The sequence below is a fragment of the Micromonospora sp. CA-248260 genome (assembly GCF_050942205.1).
Lineage (GTDB): Bacteria > Actinomycetota > Actinomycetes > Mycobacteriales > Micromonosporaceae > Micromonospora > Micromonospora antibiotica.
This window is the reverse complement of record NZ_CP192021.1, coordinates 7,092,607-7,106,676: the sequence shown is the minus strand read 5'-3', so window position 1 is coordinate 7,106,676 and position 14,070 is coordinate 7,092,607. Positions and strand designations below refer to the sequence as shown.

Sequence of the window (14,070 nt, the reverse complement as noted above, 5' to 3'; positions counted from 1 at the left end):
GGTACCTTTGCACGCATGACTGAACGCTCCGGGCCGGCCGGCGACGCCACCGGTGGGCCGGTGCCGACCACCCCGGTCTGCTACCGCCACGCCGACCGGGAGACGTACCTCAGGTGCTCCCGCTGCGACCGGCCGATCTGTCCGGACTGCATGCGGGACGCTCCGGTCGGCCACCAGTGCCCGGAGTGCGTGAACGAGGGACGCCGCAGCGTACGGCCGGCGCGTACCGCCTTCGGTGGCGGTGCCGCCGGCCGTCGCGGCGTGGTCACCCGCGTCCTGATCGCCCTGAACGTGCTGGTGATGATCGTCTCGGTGCTCAGCGACCGGGGCGGCGACTCGATGATCGGCGGGTCCGGCTTCGGCGGCCTGCTCGGTGGCGGCACCCCGCTGACCCAGTGGGGCTCGGTGCTCAGCTACGCCTCGTACGTGCCGTTCGGGGAAGCGCACGGCGTCGCCTCCGGTGAGTGGTACCGCCTCGTCACCGCGATGTTCCTGCACTACGGCGTGGTGCACCTGCTGCTCAACATGTGGGCGCTCTGGGTGCTGGGGCGGGAGTTGGAGGCCCTGCTCGGGCCATTGCGCTTCCTCACCCTCTATCTGGTCGCCGGGCTCGGCGGCAACGTGGCGGCCTACCTGTTCAGCAGCCCCAACACCGCGTCGGCCGGTGCCTCGACGGCGATCTTCGGGCTGTTCGCGGCGATCTTCGTGCTGATGCGCCGGCTGGGTCGGGACACCTCGGCGATCCTGCCGATCCTGGTGATCAACCTGATCTTCACGTTCACCGTGCCGGGCATCTCCATCCCGGGCCACGTCGGCGGGCTGATCGTCGGGGCACTGATGGCGCTCGTGCTGGCGTACGCCCCCCGGATGCGACGCTCGGTCTTCCAGGCGGCCGGTACGGCGGTGATCCTGGTGGCGCTGCTCGGCCTGGTGATCGTCCGCACCGTGATGCTGCTCGGCTGAGCGGTGCCGGTGCCGGCGCGGGCCGCGCGCCGGTCAGGGGCGGGCGGCCCGGACCGCCTCGGCCACCTCGGTCGGCCACGCACCCAGGTCGGCCCGGCCGAGCAGGTGCAGGGTCTCGCCCGCGTCGATCTCCAGCGTCTCCCCGGTCAACCCGAACCGGGTCCGCCGGTCCACGGTGACCGCCTCCACCACGCCCCACGGCAGGTGCCGCCGCCCGGCGTACCCCCGCACGACGGTGATCCCCTCGGCGTCGACCGCGAGGCGGACCGGGGCGAGCAGGTCGCGTACCGCCCAGGCGGCCAGGCCCACGGCGGCGGCGACGGCCAGTGCCAGCGGGACCGGGTCCCCGGCGGCGAGCAGCAGCCCGAGGGCGACCAACCCGACCGCACCGACCAGCTTCACCGCCGGGAGCGCCGGGGGGACCCGCCACTGGCGGGCCGGAGACGATGGTGGATGCACCGTCCCAGCATGCCAGCTCCGCCCGCCCCCCTGCGGCGACCGCTCGCCCCGCGCCGCCCGCCCCTCTGCGTCGGGTCGGGTGCGCCGGGCAGGGCGGACCGGCGGTCGGGGACGTAGGATCGAGGCAGCCGAAGTTACCGGGGAGTAGTCATGAGCGACGCAGTCATCGTCGGTGCGGTCCGTACCCCGGTCGGGCGGCGCAAGGGTGGCCTGGCCGAGGTGCACCCGGTCGACCTGTCGGCGCACGTGCTGCGCGCCCTCGCCGACCGCACCGGCATCGATCCCGGCCAGGTCGACGACGTGATCTGGGGCTGCGTGTCCCAGGTCGGCGAGCAGTCCTGGAACGTCGCCCGCAACGGCGTGCTCGCCGCGGGCTGGCCCGAGTCGGTGCCCGGCACCACCCTCGACCGGCAGTGCGGCTCCAGCCAGCAGGCCCTGCACTTCGCCGCCGCGACGGTGCTCTCCGGGCAGGCCGACCTGGTGGTGGCCGGCGGTGTCGAGTCGATGACCCGGGTGCCGATGGGGTCCAGCGTCGGCGACGGCATGCCGTTCAGCGACCAGCTCCGGGCCCGCTACCGGGGGGTCGAGGGCTTCGCCGACGACCAGCCGCTCCCGTTCAACCAGGGGGTCGGTGCCGAGCTGATCGCCGCCCGGTGGCGCTTCTCCCGCAGCCAGCTCGACGAGTTCGCGCTGGCCAGCCACGAGAAGGCCGCCGCCGCGCAGGACGCCGGGGTGTTCGACCCGGAGCTCGCCCCGGTGCCGCTGGCCGACGGTGGCACCTTCACCGCCGACGAGGGCATCCGCCGGGACACCTCCCTCGCGGTGCTCGGCGGGCTGAAGACCCCGTTCCGCGCCGACGGCGTGGTGACCGCCGGGTCCGCGTCGCAGATCTCCGACGGCGCGGCGGCGCTCGCCGTCACCACCAGCGACTGGGCCAGCCGGCACGGCCTGCGTCCGCTGGCCCGGGTGCACACCGCCGTGGTCGCCGCCGACGACCCGGTCACCATGCTCACCGCCCCCATCCCGGCCACCGCGAAGGCGCTGCGCCGCGCCGGCCTGGGCATCGAGGAGATCGGCGTGTACGAGGTGAACGAGGCGTTCGCCCCGGTGCCGCTGGCCTGGCTGGCCGAGACCGAGGCCGACCCGGAACGGCTCAACCCGCGCGGCGGGGCGATCGCGCTGGGTCACCCGCTCGGGGCGTCCGGCGCCCGGATCATGACGACGCTGCTCCAGCACATGCGGGACAACGACATCCGCTACGGCCTACAGACCATGTGCGAGGGCGGCGGCATGGCCAACGCCACCATCCTCGAACTGCTCTGACACCGCCCGTCCGCGATCCCAGGTCGATCCGGCCACCACCCGACCAGCGGGCCGGCCCGGTGGAAAATGGCGGGTGCCGGGGTGGGATGGTGGCCTACTCTGCGCGGCGTGACGACCATTCCCGTAGCCGCCGGTTGGGCCGATCCGCAGTGGCGGTCCGCCGCCCTCGACTGGGTCACCGGGCACCTGGACCGGCACGGTCGCCGGGTCACCGGCCCGGTGGAGGCCCGGCTGCGCCCCTGGTCGTCGGTCTGGCAGGTGCCCACCGACGCCGGGTCGTACTGGTTCAAGGCGAACAATCCCGGCACGGCGTACGAGGTGGTGCTCCTGGCCGAGCTGGCCCGGCGTACCCCCGGTCGGGTGCTCGACCCGGTCGCGGTGGACCCGTCCCGGGGTTGGTCCCTGCTGCCCGACGGCGGCCCCACCCTGCGTGAACTGGCCGAACCCGAACCCGAGCCCGCCCGCTGGGTCGACGTGTTGGCGGCCTACGCCGAACTCCAGCGGGAGCTGGTCCCGGCGGCGGACGAACTCGTCGCACTCGGCGTACCCGACCAGCGTCCGGCGGCGATGCCGGGCCTCCTGGCCGACCTCCTCGACGACCGGGCCGCCCTGCTCCTCGACGCCGGTGGCGTAGGTGGGGGCGGTGGCCTGGACGCGGCGACCCACGACCGGTTGCGGGCGCACCTGCCGCGCTTCGCCGAGGACTGCCAGCGGCTCGCCGACAGCGGCATCCCGGCCAGTGCCCAGCACGACGACCTGCACGACGGGAACGTGTTCGCCGCCGCCGACGGCTACCGCTTCTTCGACTGGGGGGACGCCTCCGTCGCGCACCCGTTCGGCACCCTGCTGGTGACGTTGCGCTCGGCGGCACACACGTTCTCGCTGCCGGAGGGGGACCCGGTGCTGGTCCGGCTGCGGGACGCCTATCTGGAGCCGTGGACCGACCGGCACGACCGGGCGACCCTGCGGGAGGTCGCCGGGCTGGCCATGCGGGTGACCACGGTGAGTCGGGCGTTGTCCTGGCGGCGGGCCCTCGACACCACCGACCCGAGCCGCACCGAGTACGCCGACGCGGTGCCCGGGTGGCTCGGCGAGCTCTTCGCCCCGATGCCCGTCTGACCGGGTGTCGGGCGGGCGGGAGGTCCGGAAGACACACCGGTGGTGCGACACGGGGGAGTGGAACTTCCAAAAGTCGACAGTGACCCACATCACCCCTGGTCACGGCTCGTTGGCCAGGTATGGACGTCTTCTCGCGCACCTTCCTCCCGGCCGCCGCCGAGACCGGGCTGGCGGTCCAGACGGTGAGTCGGCACATGCCGGTCTTCCGGCAGTGCGTCGGCTCCGGCGACGCCACCATCCTGGTCGCCCGGTGCGCCCGCCCCGACCGGCCGGTCGACGGCGACTACCTCCTCCTGCTCACCCACCGCCGGCTGGTGGTCACCCAGCAGACCCGGGTGCTGCACCGGCTGCGCCTGCACCTGAACACCGAGCTGCGTGAGCTGAGCAACGTCACCTGGAGCCCCGATCCCCGGGCGCAGGCCGTCGAGTTGGCGGCCACCGCGATCGACGGGGTGCGGGAGCGGTTCGTCATCCGTACCCAGCACCCGAAGCAGGTGTGGCAGCTCGACACGCTGCTGCACCACGCGTTCCGCACCCGGCTGCGCAAGCCCGAGGAACGGGTCGTCGCCACCATCGGCGACGCGCCGGCCGTCGCACCGGCCCCGCTGCTGCGCCCGCTGCCGACCCGCTGACCGCATCCTTACCTGACCCGAACACCGGCCTACGTTTCGGTCGGTCCAGGGTCGGTCATCATGGGCCGGTGACCGCTGACGCCACCGGCCAACGTGGGCTCGTCCTCGTGGTGGAGGACGAACCGGCCATCGCCGACCTGGTCCGGCTCTATCTCAGCCGGGACGGGTTCGGCGTACACCTGGAACGGGACGGCACGGGCGGGTTGGCCGCCGCCCGACGGCTGCGCCCGGTGGCCTGCGTCCTCGACATCACCCTGCCGGGCCTGGCCGGCACCGAGGTCTGCCGGCGGCTGCGCGAGGCCGGTGACTGGACCCCGGTCCTCTTCCTCACCGCCCGCGACGACGAGGTCGACCGGATCGTCGGCCTGGAGCTGGGCGCGGACGACTACGTCACCAAGCCGTTCAGCCCCCGGGAGTTGGTGGCCCGGGTCCGGGCGGTGCTGCGGCGCACCGCCGGCGCCCCGGACGGGCCGGACCGGCCCCGCACCGTCGGCCCGGTCACCCTCGACCCGGCCCGCCGCACGGTGCTCGCGGCCGGCTCCCCCGTCCAGCTCACCTCCACCGAGTTCGACCTGCTCGCCCACCTGATGGCCCGCCCCGGCCGGGTCTTCACCCGGGAGGAGCTGCTGGCCGGGGTCTGGGGTTACGCGGCACACGCCGGCACCCGCACCGTCGACGTGCACGTCGCCCAGGTGCGGGCCAAGCTCGGCCCGGCCAGCGTGATCCGCACCCACCGGGGCGTCGGATACGCCGCCAATGGCTGAGCCCGCCCCCCGGCCGCCGACCACCCCGCCGCCGGCCGCCCCGCCGCCGGCCGCCCCGCCGCCGGGCGGGGCCCGGCGGCGTCGCCGTCGGCCGCGCCGCCGGTTCACCCACACGCTGACCGCCCGCGCGGTCCTGGTCACCTGCGCGGTGTCGCTGGTGTCGGTGCTGGTCACCGCGCTGGTCGCGGTCCCCCTGGCGGTACGCGGGGTGGAACGCCGCGACCAGGCCGCGCTGGCCGCCCAGGCCCGTCTCGCCGCCGACGTCCTGCGGGTACGCCCCAGCCGCCAGCGCGACGCGGCCGGCGACCGGCTGATCCGCCAACTCCGGGAACAACAGATCGAGGTGTACGTCGTCCAGGGTGGGCTGGCCGACCGCCCCGGCCTGCCCCGGCAGGTGGTGAACCGGGTCTCCGGCGGTCGGGACGTCTCCGGTCGACGGTTCGTCAACGGCCAACGGACCCTCGTCGAGGGGCGGGCACTGCCCGGCGGTGAGGGTGTGGTGTTGACCCGTGCCACCCCGCAGGGGCCGTGGCGGCAGGTGCTGCGCGCCCTCTGGCTGCCGCTGCTCGCCGGGCTCACCGCCGGGGCGGCGGCCGGGCTGCTGCTCGCCCGCCGGCTGGCCCGCCCGATCCGGCACGCCGCCACCGCCGCCGCCCGGTTGCGCGCCGGTGACCGGGCCGTCCGGGTGCCCGTCGAACCCCCCGACGAGGTCGCCGACCTGGCGTACGCGTTGAACGGGCTGGCCGCCGCGCTGGCCACCAGCGAGGGCCGGCAGCGGGAGTTCCTGCTGTCCGTCTCGCACGAGCTGCGTACCCCGTTGACCGCGATCCGGGGGTGGGCGGAGGCGCTCGCCGACGGGGTGATCGGCGCGGACGAGGCCGCCGCCACCGGCCGGACCATGCTCACCGAGGCCCAGCACCTGGACCGGCTGGTCGCCGACCTGTTGGCGCTGGCCCGGCTGGAGGCGGTGGACTTCCCGTTGGAACCGGTGCCGGTCGACCTCACCCGGCTGGCCGCCGACGCCGAGCGCACCTGGTCGGAGCGGTGCGCGGCCGTCGGGGTGCCGTTCCGGCTGGAGACGCCGGGCACGGCGGTGCCCGCGTACACCGATCCGGGGCGGATCCGGCAGGTGGTGGACGGGTTGTTGGAGAACGCGCTGCGGGTCGTACCGCCGGGGGCGCCGGTGGTGCTCGCGGTCCGGGCGGCCGGTGCCGACCCGACCGCCGGTGGGCTGATCGAGGTCCGTGACGGCGGGCCCGGCTTCACCGACGACGACCTGGCGGTGGCCTTCGAGCGGGGGGCGTTGCACCAGCGCTACCGGGGGGTCCGCAAGGTCGGCAGCGGGTTGGGGCTGGCGTTGGCCGCCGGGCTGGTCCGCCGGCTCGGCGGGGAGATCGTCGCCGGGCACGCCGCCGAGGGCGGCGCGGCGTTCACCGTCCGGCTGCCCGCCCATCCTTACCCGACCCGAACATCGGCCTGACCCCGCGCCCATCGGGCTCCGCGACGCTGGTGGCACCACGGACCAGAGGGAGAGTCATGGCACATCGGGGAATCGCCGTCACCGCCACGTCGCTGCTCGCGGCGCTCACGCTCGGCGTCGCCGGCTGCGGTACGGCCCAGGTCGCGCAGGACGGCACGAAGGTCGCCGTCGTCGAGGTGGCCGCCGCGCTGGGCGTCGAGGGGCAGGCGTTGGCCGCGCTCGGCCTCGACCCGGTCGAGTTGGACCTGCTCGCCGCGCCCGCCGCGTCGACCACCCCGTCCCCGCAGGCCGGGGCGAAGGGCAAGCGGAGCGAGCGGGTGAAGGAGCTGCGGCAGCGCCGGCAGGCCCGGGTGCAGCTGGGCCGCAACGGCCTGCACGGCGAGGCGGTGGTACAGACCAAGGACGGCACGAAGACCGTCGTCGTGCAGCGCGGCGAGGTCACCGCGATCGACGGCGACTCGGTGACGGTGAAGTCCACCGACGGCTTCACCCTCACCTGGAAGCTGGGCGAGCAGCTCCGGGTGGTCGAGCGGCGCACCACCATCAAGGCCAACGACGTCAAGGTGGGTACGAAGGTCAACGTGGCGGGGGCCAGGGACGGCGACGCCAGCGTGGCCCGGCTGATCGTGGTGCCGGTCAAGCAGAAGTGACCCGTGGGGACGGTCGGGCCGGCGTTGGCCACCACGCCGGCCCGACGTCCCGCCGACCGGTTCAGCTGGCCGGCGCTGCCGGCGGTCGGATCGCGCTCAGCGGGGCGGGGGCAGCGCGTAGCCGACGTGGTCGCGGTACTCGATCGTCCAGCCCGCCGGGACCAGCCGGGCGCACTCCGTGCGGGGGCCGGTGCAGACGATCGCGTCGACCGAGGTGGGGTCGGCCGGCGGCCGGTCCGGCAGCACCGACTGCAACGCCACCAGCTCGGGCGAGCGGCCGTCGTCGCCGCGCAGCAGCAACCACCAGGGGTACTCCCAGTTGTCGTTCTGCTGCACCAGGCCGATCCGTCGGGCGTCACTCGCCCGCACCGCCGAGGCGGCCCACCGGAACTCGTCGGCCCACTGTGGCCGGCGCAGGAACCGGGTGTCCCACTCCGAGGTGGTGAAGACCGAGCCGGCACCGACCAGCCGGCGCGGGAAGCCGTACGACAGGGCCAGCACGCCGGCCAACGCGGAGGTGGCCAGCACGGTCACCACCAGCCCGGCGGCCACCGACCCTCGTCCCGCCCCGGGCCGCCGCCGCAGCACCGCGTCCACCCAGAGCCCGGCCAGCGGTACGGCCAGCACCAGCGCGTACAGCAGCAGCCGATTCCCCCACGGCTGCCACTTGATCATCGCGGTGTGCAGAACCACCGCGAGCACCACCACGGCCGCGTACGCCCGCAGTGTCCCCGGTCGACCGGGGCTGACCCGGCGGGGGCGGGCCAGCGCGAAGAGCGCCCCGAGCAGCGCCAGCGACCCGGCCAGCGGGAAGGCCACCCGGTCCTCGTCGGGATACCAGGACGGCACCGGGAAGACCTCCCGGCCGAAGGTGATGGCCCGGTCCTGCGGGTCGACACCGACGGCGCGGGAGCCGGCCGTGATCGCCCCCGCGGTGCCGGCGCGCAGCGGGGCGAGCGGGGTGTCGAACGCGGTGTGCCCGATCCGCAGCGCGTTGACCAGCACGGACGCCGGGTCGTGCCGTTCCATCGGGATGGACTCGCGCAGTCGTGGCGGCCCCAACGGGTGGCCGAACTCGGCGGTCTCCCGGGCCAGGAACGGCCCCACCACGGTCGCCGCGACCAGCAGCACCAGCAGCGAACCGCCCACCGTCCGGGCCACCTGCCGGGTCCCGGTGGGTGCCGGCCGGTCGGCCGCCCGGGTCGCCGGATCCGACCCGACACCGTCGACCGCCCGGCCGGTCCGGTCGGTGCCGCCTCCGGCGGAGTGACCGGTGCCGGCCCCGGCGGAGTGACCGGTGCCGCCTCCGGCGAGGCGGAGCTGGGCCAGCCCCCAGAGCAGCAGCAGGGGACCGACGGCGATCAGCCCGCTGGTCTTGGTCAACGCGGTCAGGCCGGTGGCCGCGCCCAGCGCCAGCGCGGCGGTCAGGTCGGCCCGGCGGCGCAGGCCGTCCAGCACCAGGGTGGCGGCGCAGGCGGCCCAGGCGGCGGCCACCAGGTCGGTCTGGGTGCTGGTCGCCTGGAGGGCCACCATCGGCGTGGTGGCGAGCAGGAACGCGCTGAGCAGTTGGGCCCGCCGGCCGCCGCCGAGCTGGGCGGTGATCCGGGTGGCCGCCAGCAGGCAGCCGATCCCGGCGGCCCACTGCACCAGGTTGTGCAGGGCGTCCCCGCCGGTGAACAGGCGCAGGTGCAGCAGCAGGTATTCCGCGCCGGGCGGGATGGTCACCTGCCGGTGGATGGCGGTGGGCCAGAACTCCAGGCTGCCCTGGGCCACCCAGTGCTCCACCTTCGGCAGGTGGTAGGTCTGCGAGTCGAAGTTGTTGGGCTCGGCCAGCAGCGCCACCACCAGCTCGATCGACACCATCGCGAGCACCCCGCCGGCGAGCAGCCGCTCGCCCCGGGTCGCCGTACGCCGCAGGTGGGTCAGTCGGCCCGCCCAGTCGGACAGCACCGCCGCGACGCCGCGCCCGGCGGTGCTCGGCAGTTCCGCGCGGGTGCCGGCGGCCGGGTCCCCGGTGAGGTCGTCCGCCCTCGGCCCGCCCCCGCCCGGGCCCTGTGCCGTCGGGCCGCCCACTGCCGAGCCGACCAGCACCGCCCGGCGGGTCCGGGCGGCGGTGGTGCCGGGCCGGCCGGCAACCCGCCCGGACCGTCGGTGGGTCGCCGCCGCGACCGCCACCCCGGCGACGAAGAGCAGCCAGGCCAGGGCGAAGGCGGGCAGGGTGAGCGCGTCGAGGGCGCCGAGCACCTCCACGGTCAGCACGGCGAAGACGCCGGTGAGCAGGGCGGCCCGGACGACGCCGAGGCGGTGCGGGGCGTCCACCCCGGCGGCTCGGGGCCGCAGCAGAGCGGAGAGCACCACGAGCGAGGCGACGGGGGCCGCCACGAGCATCCAGCCGGCTGCCGACATGGGCGGAAGTAAACACCATTGCGCTGAAAGACCGGGTGCCGGCCGGTACGGTGGCCACGGATGACGGGAACCCGCCGCTGCGGTGGCGACCCTCGCGGGGCCGATCTGCCAGGCTAGGCTAGGCCCGACTCACTGTCGCCACCGTGGAGATTCCCGTGAAGCTCTCGATCCTCATGCCGGTCTACAACGAGGAAGAACGCATCGCGGATGCCCTCAAGCAGGCATTGGCGGTCGATTATCCGTGCGAGATCGAGCTGGTCGTGGTCGACGACGGCAGCCGGGACGGCACCGGGGAGATCCTCGGCCGGGCGGACGACGCGCGGCTGCGGGTGATCACCCACTCCCGTAACGCGGGCAAGGGCGCGGCGATCAAGACGGCCGTGGACAGCGCCGAGGGTGAGTACATGGTCATCCTCGACGCCGATCTGGAGTACGACCCGCAGGACATCCCCCGGCTGCTCGCCCCGGTGCTCGACGGGCGGGCCACCGTGGTCTACGGCAACCGCACCTTCGGCAGTCACAGCGCCTACAGCTTCTGGTACGTGATGGGCAACAAGGGCGTCACGATGGCGGCGAACGTCCTGTTCAACTCCTACATCGGCGACCTGGAGACCTGTTTCAAGCTGATGCCGGTCGAGCTGTACCGGTCGCTGGGCATCCGGTCCCGGGGGTTCGGGATGGAGGCGGAGGTGACCGGCAAGCTCCTGCGCCGTCGCATCCGCCCGTACGAGGTCCCGATCAGCTACCGGGCGCGCGGGCGCGAGGAGGGCAAGAAGATCACCTGGAAGGACGGCGTCGAGGCGATCTGGATCCTCGGCCGGGAACGCACCCGTTCCCGGCCGTCGCGCGCATCCCGCTGAGCGCGACGGCCGGGCCCGCCGTGGCCTCCGGTCGGCGTGTCGGAGACCGCCCGGTCGTCAGGAAGGGCCGGTGTGGTGGCCCGCCGCCAGGAAGTCGCCGATCGCCCGGCGCAGCCCGGCCGGATCGAGGCCGTGCCACCGGTCGTGATCCTCGGCGGTGCCGTAGTGCCGCAGCTCCGCCCGGCCCACGCCGAGACTGAGCTGCCGGTGCGGCCGGTCCGCCAACGCCTCGGCCACCACCCGCGTCGAGGTGCCGGCCAGGTAGGGCTCCACCACGATCACCTCGCCGCCGGCCAGCGCCCGTAGCCCGGCCACGTCGAACGGCCGGGGCCGGTGCGTGTAGGCGACCGTCACCGGTAGCCCGGCCACCGCGGCGAGCGCGGCGTCGAGCACCGGACCGACCGCCACCAGCAGCGCCGCGCCCGGCCCGGCGTCGCGCAACACCTGCAACCCACCCGCCTGCGGGTACGCCCGCGTGTTGCTGCGCAGCGACAGCCGCAGGTAGCTCGAGTGCTGCCCGCAGACCGCGTCGCGCAGCAGGTCGGGGACCTCGTCGGGGTGACCGGGCACGTGCACGGTCCAGCCGTCGAGGGTGTCGATCAGGGCGACATCGGCCGGGGCGAGGTGGGTCCGGCCGGCCTCCGCCCGGTCGTAGGACGCGCCGATGCTGACCAGCACCGCGCCGACCCCCTGGTGGTCGAGGTCCAGCTTGATCTGCTCGTACGCCCGCTCGACGAGGAACGGGGCGTAGCTGTGCACGATCGGGCGCTGCCCGGTGAGGGCGAGCCCACCGGCCACCCCGACCATCAACTGTTCCCGGATGCCCACGTTGACCACCCGGTCCGGATACCGTCGGCCCGCCTCGGCGAAGGCGTCGGCGGAGATGTCGGCCAGCACGATCGTGGTCCGGGGGTCGTCGAGGAACCGGGTGGCGCTGGCGACGAAGGTGTCCCGCATGGTCATGACCGGCTCCCCGGGGTCGGTCCGTCGACCGCGACGACGACGTGCGGGCGGTGGCCGTCGTGGCCGGTGAGGGCGGCGTGCAGGGCGTCGTGATCGTGCCCGTCGACGGTGGCGGCGGTCCAGCCGTTGACGGTGAACCGGCTGGCCACCCCGCCTGGCCAGCCGTGACTGGCCGACGCGTTGTCGACCACGATCGCGGTGAGCCCGGCCAGGCCGGTCGCCCCGGCGTACGCGATCGCCTCGTGGTTGGAGCCCTCGTCGAGTTCGGCGTCGCCGAGCAGGACGTACACCCGGGGGGTGGTGCGGCCCTGGGCGCGTAGGCCGAGCGCGGTGCCGACGCCCAGCCCGAGGCCGTGGCCGAGGGAGCCGGAGCCGATCTCGACGCCGGGGACGAGGGTGCGGTCGGGGTGGCCGCCGAGGCGGCTGTCGGGCCCGCCCGCGTCGTCGAGCCAGTCGACGGGGATGAACCCCTTGGCGGCGAGCACCGCGTAGTAGCCGGCCACGGCGTGCCCCTTGGAGAGCAGGAAGCGGTCCCGGTCCGGGTCGTCGACGGTGGCCGGGGTGACCCGCAGGACCCGGTCGTAGAGCACCCAGTGCACGTCGACGGTTGAGTACACGTTGTCGTCGTAGGCGTTGCCGGCGCGGATGCGTTCCAGCGGCGCGACGACCGGGGCGGGGAGGGTGCGGCCCCACGGGCGGGTTGCGGTCGGTGTGGTCATATGGCTAGCGTGCAACCTGAAGTTGACTTCAACTCAAGGGTCATGATGCACGAGTCACTCACCATCGGGCAGCTCTCCGCGCGCAGCGGGGTGGCCCAGTCGGCGCTGCGCTACTACGAACGCCTCGGGCTGATCAACGCCGACCGCACCGGCGGCAACCAGCGTCGGTACGCCCGTACCGAGCTGCGCCGGGTGGCGTTCATCCGGATCTCCCAGCAGGTCGGCATCTCGCTGGAGGAGATCCGGACCGCGCTGGACTCGCTGCCCTCGTCCCGCGCCCCCAGCCCGGACGACTGGGCCGCCCTCTCCCGCACCTGGCGGGAGCGGCTGGACGAACGGATCAAGCTGCTCGGCAAGCTCCGCGACGACCTGGACGGCTGCATCGGCTGCGGCTGCCTGTCGTTGCAGCGCTGCACCCTCTACAACCCGGGCGACACGCTGGCCGGCGAGGGCCCCGGCGCCCGCCTGGTGCTGCCCCGCCGCGATGGCCCGCGTCCGCCGGCCTGAACGCTCCCCGGGCTCTGGGCTGCGCTGCCGGCCTGCACACCGCCGAGCCGACCGACCAGCCGTAACCCCCGTACCCCCGCCTGGCGTGGGCCGTGCCGCCGGCGCCTGGTCCGGGGTCCGTGCGGTGCTCCTGCCGCCGCACCACCTCGTGGTCCGGCCGGGCCGTCACCCGGTGGTGAGCAGCACCTTGCCCACGTGGTCGCCCGACTCGACCAGCCGGTGCGCCTGCGCGGCGTCGCGCATCGGCAGCCGCCGGTCAACGATCGGTCGGACCGCGCCGGACTCCACCAGCGGCCACACCTGCTCCCGGACGCCCCGGACGATGTCCGCCTTGTCGGCCAGCGGACGGGAGCGCAGCGCGGTGGCCGCCACCGACGCCCGCTTCGCCAGCAGCGCGCCCAGGTCCAGTTCCGCCTTGCGCCCGCCCTGCATGCCGATCACCACCAGCCGGCCGCCGTCGGCCAGCGCCGCCACGTTCCGGCCCAGGTAGGAGGCACCCATGATGTCGAGGATCACGTCCGCGCCCCGCCCGTCGGTGACCCGCCGGACCTCCTCCACGAAATCCTGCTCCCGGTAGTCGACGGTGTGCGCGGCACCCAACTCCCGCAGCTTGCCGTGCTTGGTCGACCGGGCGGTGGCCACCACGGTCGCGCCCAGCGCCGCACCGAACTGCACCGCGAACGTGCCGATCCCGCTCCCGCCGCCGTGCACCAGCAGCGTCTCGCCCTTGCCGAGGTGGGCCACCCGGACCAGGTTCGACCAGACCGTACAGGCCACCTCGGGCAGCGCGGCGGCGTCGACCGGGTCGACGCCGGCCGGCACCGGCAGCAGCTGCCCGGCCGGCACGGCCACCCGTTCGGCGTACCCGCCGCCGGCCAGCAGCGCGCACACCGGCTGACCCACCGCCCAGCCGGTCACCCCCGCACCGAGTGCGCCGACAACCCCCGAACACTCCAATCCGGGGTACGCGGGCGCACCCGGCGGTGGCGGATACTGCCCCTGCCGCTGGAGCAGATCGGCCCGGTTCACCGCGCTGGCGGCCACCTCGACGACCACCTCACCCGCACCGGGCTCCGGGTCGGGCACCTCCGCCCAGACGAGCGCGTCGGGTCCACCGGGTTCCGGGATCGTGATCGCGTGCATGGCCCAGTCTTACCCGATCCGATCCGAAAACGCAGTCGTCGACGGTGGCGGTGCGGTGACACACGTCGGTCTGACGACAACT

The 14,070-nt window shown here is 74.7% G+C and carries 14 protein-coding genes; 9 read left to right on the top strand and 5 right to left on the bottom strand.

Annotation, left to right across the window (positions count from 1 at the left end):
• Positions 1–15: 15 nt before the first annotated feature.
• Positions 16–963 (top strand): rhomboid family intramembrane serine protease, encoded by a 948-nt coding sequence (locus ACQP2H_RS30950; protein ID WP_219465269.1) that lies wholly within the window; start codon positions 16–18, stop codon positions 961–963.
• A gap of 33 nt (positions 964–996) precedes the next feature.
• Here ACQP2H_RS30950 and ACQP2H_RS30945 read toward each other — a convergent pair whose 3' ends face one another.
• Complete coding sequence (locus tag ACQP2H_RS30945; RefSeq protein ID WP_357019037.1) at positions 997–1,422, bottom strand: PH domain-containing protein; 426 nt, start codon at positions 1,420–1,422, stop codon at positions 997–999.
• A gap of 150 nt (positions 1,423–1,572) precedes the next feature.
• Between ACQP2H_RS30945 and ACQP2H_RS30940 the strand changes: the two genes are divergently transcribed.
• The 6 genes from ACQP2H_RS30940 to ACQP2H_RS30915 all read left to right on the top strand — a co-directional run bounded on the left by ACQP2H_RS30940 (position 1,573) and on the right by ACQP2H_RS30915 (position 7,390).
• The gene (locus tag ACQP2H_RS30940; protein ID WP_208565055.1) at positions 1,573–2,745 is read left to right on the top strand and encodes a thiolase family protein; all 1,173 of its coding nucleotides are present in this window, start codon (positions 1,573–1,575) and stop codon (positions 2,743–2,745) included.
• 108 nt (positions 2,746–2,853) lie between these two features.
• On the top strand, positions 2,854–3,864 hold the full coding sequence (locus ACQP2H_RS30935) for a phosphotransferase (RefSeq protein ID WP_433230127.1): 1,011 nt from the start codon (positions 2,854–2,856) through the stop codon (positions 3,862–3,864).
• A 119-nt stretch (positions 3,865–3,983) separates the two neighbouring features.
• On the top strand, positions 3,984–4,496 hold the full coding sequence (locus tag ACQP2H_RS30930; RefSeq protein ID WP_208565053.1) for a hypothetical protein: 513 nt from the start codon (positions 3,984–3,986) through the stop codon (positions 4,494–4,496).
• A 68-nt stretch (positions 4,497–4,564) separates the two neighbouring features.
• Positions 4,565–5,260: a response regulator transcription factor gene (locus ACQP2H_RS30925; protein ID WP_208565052.1), complete on the top strand. Its 696-nt coding sequence runs from the start codon at positions 4,565–4,567 to the stop codon at positions 5,258–5,260.
• Entirely contained in the window at positions 5,253–6,740 is a 1,488-nt protein-coding gene (locus ACQP2H_RS30920) for a sensor histidine kinase (RefSeq protein ID WP_433230123.1), read from the top strand. Before ACQP2H_RS30925 ends, ACQP2H_RS30920 begins: the two co-directional genes overlap by 8 nt.
• Positions 6,741–6,796: 56 nt before the next feature.
• A complete protein-coding gene (locus ACQP2H_RS30915; RefSeq protein ID WP_219465259.1) occupies positions 6,797–7,390 on the top strand; it encodes a hypothetical protein in 594 nt (197 codons plus the stop codon).
• A gap of 96 nt (positions 7,391–7,486) precedes the next feature.
• Here the strand turns inward: ACQP2H_RS30915 and ACQP2H_RS30910 are convergent, their stop codons facing one another.
• Positions 7,487–9,796, bottom strand: a complete 2,310-nt coding sequence (locus ACQP2H_RS30910) for a phospholipid carrier-dependent glycosyltransferase (protein ID WP_433230120.1) — start codon at positions 9,794–9,796, stop codon at positions 7,487–7,489.
• 155 nt (positions 9,797–9,951) lie between these two features.
• Between ACQP2H_RS30910 and ACQP2H_RS30905 the strand changes: the two genes are divergently transcribed.
• Complete coding sequence (locus ACQP2H_RS30905; protein ID WP_219465255.1) at positions 9,952–10,656, top strand: glycosyltransferase family 2 protein; 705 nt, start codon at positions 9,952–9,954, stop codon at positions 10,654–10,656.
• Positions 10,657–10,713: 57 nt separating this feature from the next.
• On the opposite strand, the gene ACQP2H_RS30900 is transcribed toward ACQP2H_RS30905, so the two are convergent.
• On the bottom strand, positions 10,714–11,613 hold the full coding sequence (locus ACQP2H_RS30900) for a transketolase family protein (protein ID WP_363818250.1): 900 nt from the start codon (positions 11,611–11,613) through the stop codon (positions 10,714–10,716).
• 2 nt (positions 11,614–11,615) lie between these two features.
• Positions 11,616–12,338, bottom strand: coding sequence for a transketolase (locus tag ACQP2H_RS30895; RefSeq protein ID WP_219465253.1), 723 nt, complete (start codon positions 12,336–12,338; stop codon positions 11,616–11,618).
• A 45-nt stretch (positions 12,339–12,383) separates the two neighbouring features.
• Here ACQP2H_RS30895 and soxR point away from each other — a divergent pair, with 45 nt between their 5' ends.
• Positions 12,384–12,845: a redox-sensitive transcriptional activator SoxR gene (soxR, locus tag ACQP2H_RS30890; protein ID WP_219470461.1), complete on the top strand. Its 462-nt coding sequence runs from the start codon at positions 12,384–12,386 to the stop codon at positions 12,843–12,845.
• A gap of 165 nt (positions 12,846–13,010) precedes the next feature.
• Here soxR and ACQP2H_RS30885 read toward each other — a convergent pair whose 3' ends face one another.
• A complete protein-coding gene (locus ACQP2H_RS30885) occupies positions 13,011–13,988 on the bottom strand; it encodes an NAD(P)H-quinone oxidoreductase (protein ID WP_433230115.1) in 978 nt (325 codons plus the stop codon).
• Between the last annotated feature and the right edge of the window lie 82 nt (positions 13,989–14,070).

Coding starts and splice junctions, on each gene's coding strand:
- ACQP2H_RS30950 (WP_219465269.1), top strand. CDS start 16: ATGACTGAACGCTCCGGGCCGGCCGGCGACGCCACCGGTGGGCCGGTG.
- ACQP2H_RS30940 (WP_208565055.1), top strand. CDS start 1,573: ATGAGCGACGCAGTCATCGTCGGTGCGGTCCGTACCCCGGTCGGGCGG.
- ACQP2H_RS30930 (WP_208565053.1), top strand. CDS start 3,984: ATGGACGTCTTCTCGCGCACCTTCCTCCCGGCCGCCGCCGAGACCGGG.
- ACQP2H_RS30920 (WP_433230123.1), top strand. CDS start 5,253: ATGGCTGAGCCCGCCCCCCGGCCGCCGACCACCCCGCCGCCGGCCGCC.
- ACQP2H_RS30915 (WP_219465259.1), top strand. CDS start 6,797: ATGGCACATCGGGGAATCGCCGTCACCGCCACGTCGCTGCTCGCGGCG.
- ACQP2H_RS30910 (WP_433230120.1), bottom strand. CDS start 9,796: ATGTCGGCAGCCGGCTGGATGCTCGTGGCGGCCCCCGTCGCCTCGCTC.
- ACQP2H_RS30900 (WP_363818250.1), bottom strand. CDS start 11,613: ATGCGGGACACCTTCGTCGCCAGCGCCACCCGGTTCCTCGACGACCCC.
- ACQP2H_RS30895 (WP_219465253.1), bottom strand. CDS start 12,338: ATGACCACACCGACCGCAACCCGCCCGTGGGGCCGCACCCTCCCCGCC.
- soxR (WP_219470461.1), top strand. CDS start 12,384: ATGCACGAGTCACTCACCATCGGGCAGCTCTCCGCGCGCAGCGGGGTG.
- ACQP2H_RS30885 (WP_433230115.1), bottom strand. CDS start 13,988: ATGCACGCGATCACGATCCCGGAACCCGGTGGACCCGACGCGCTCGTC.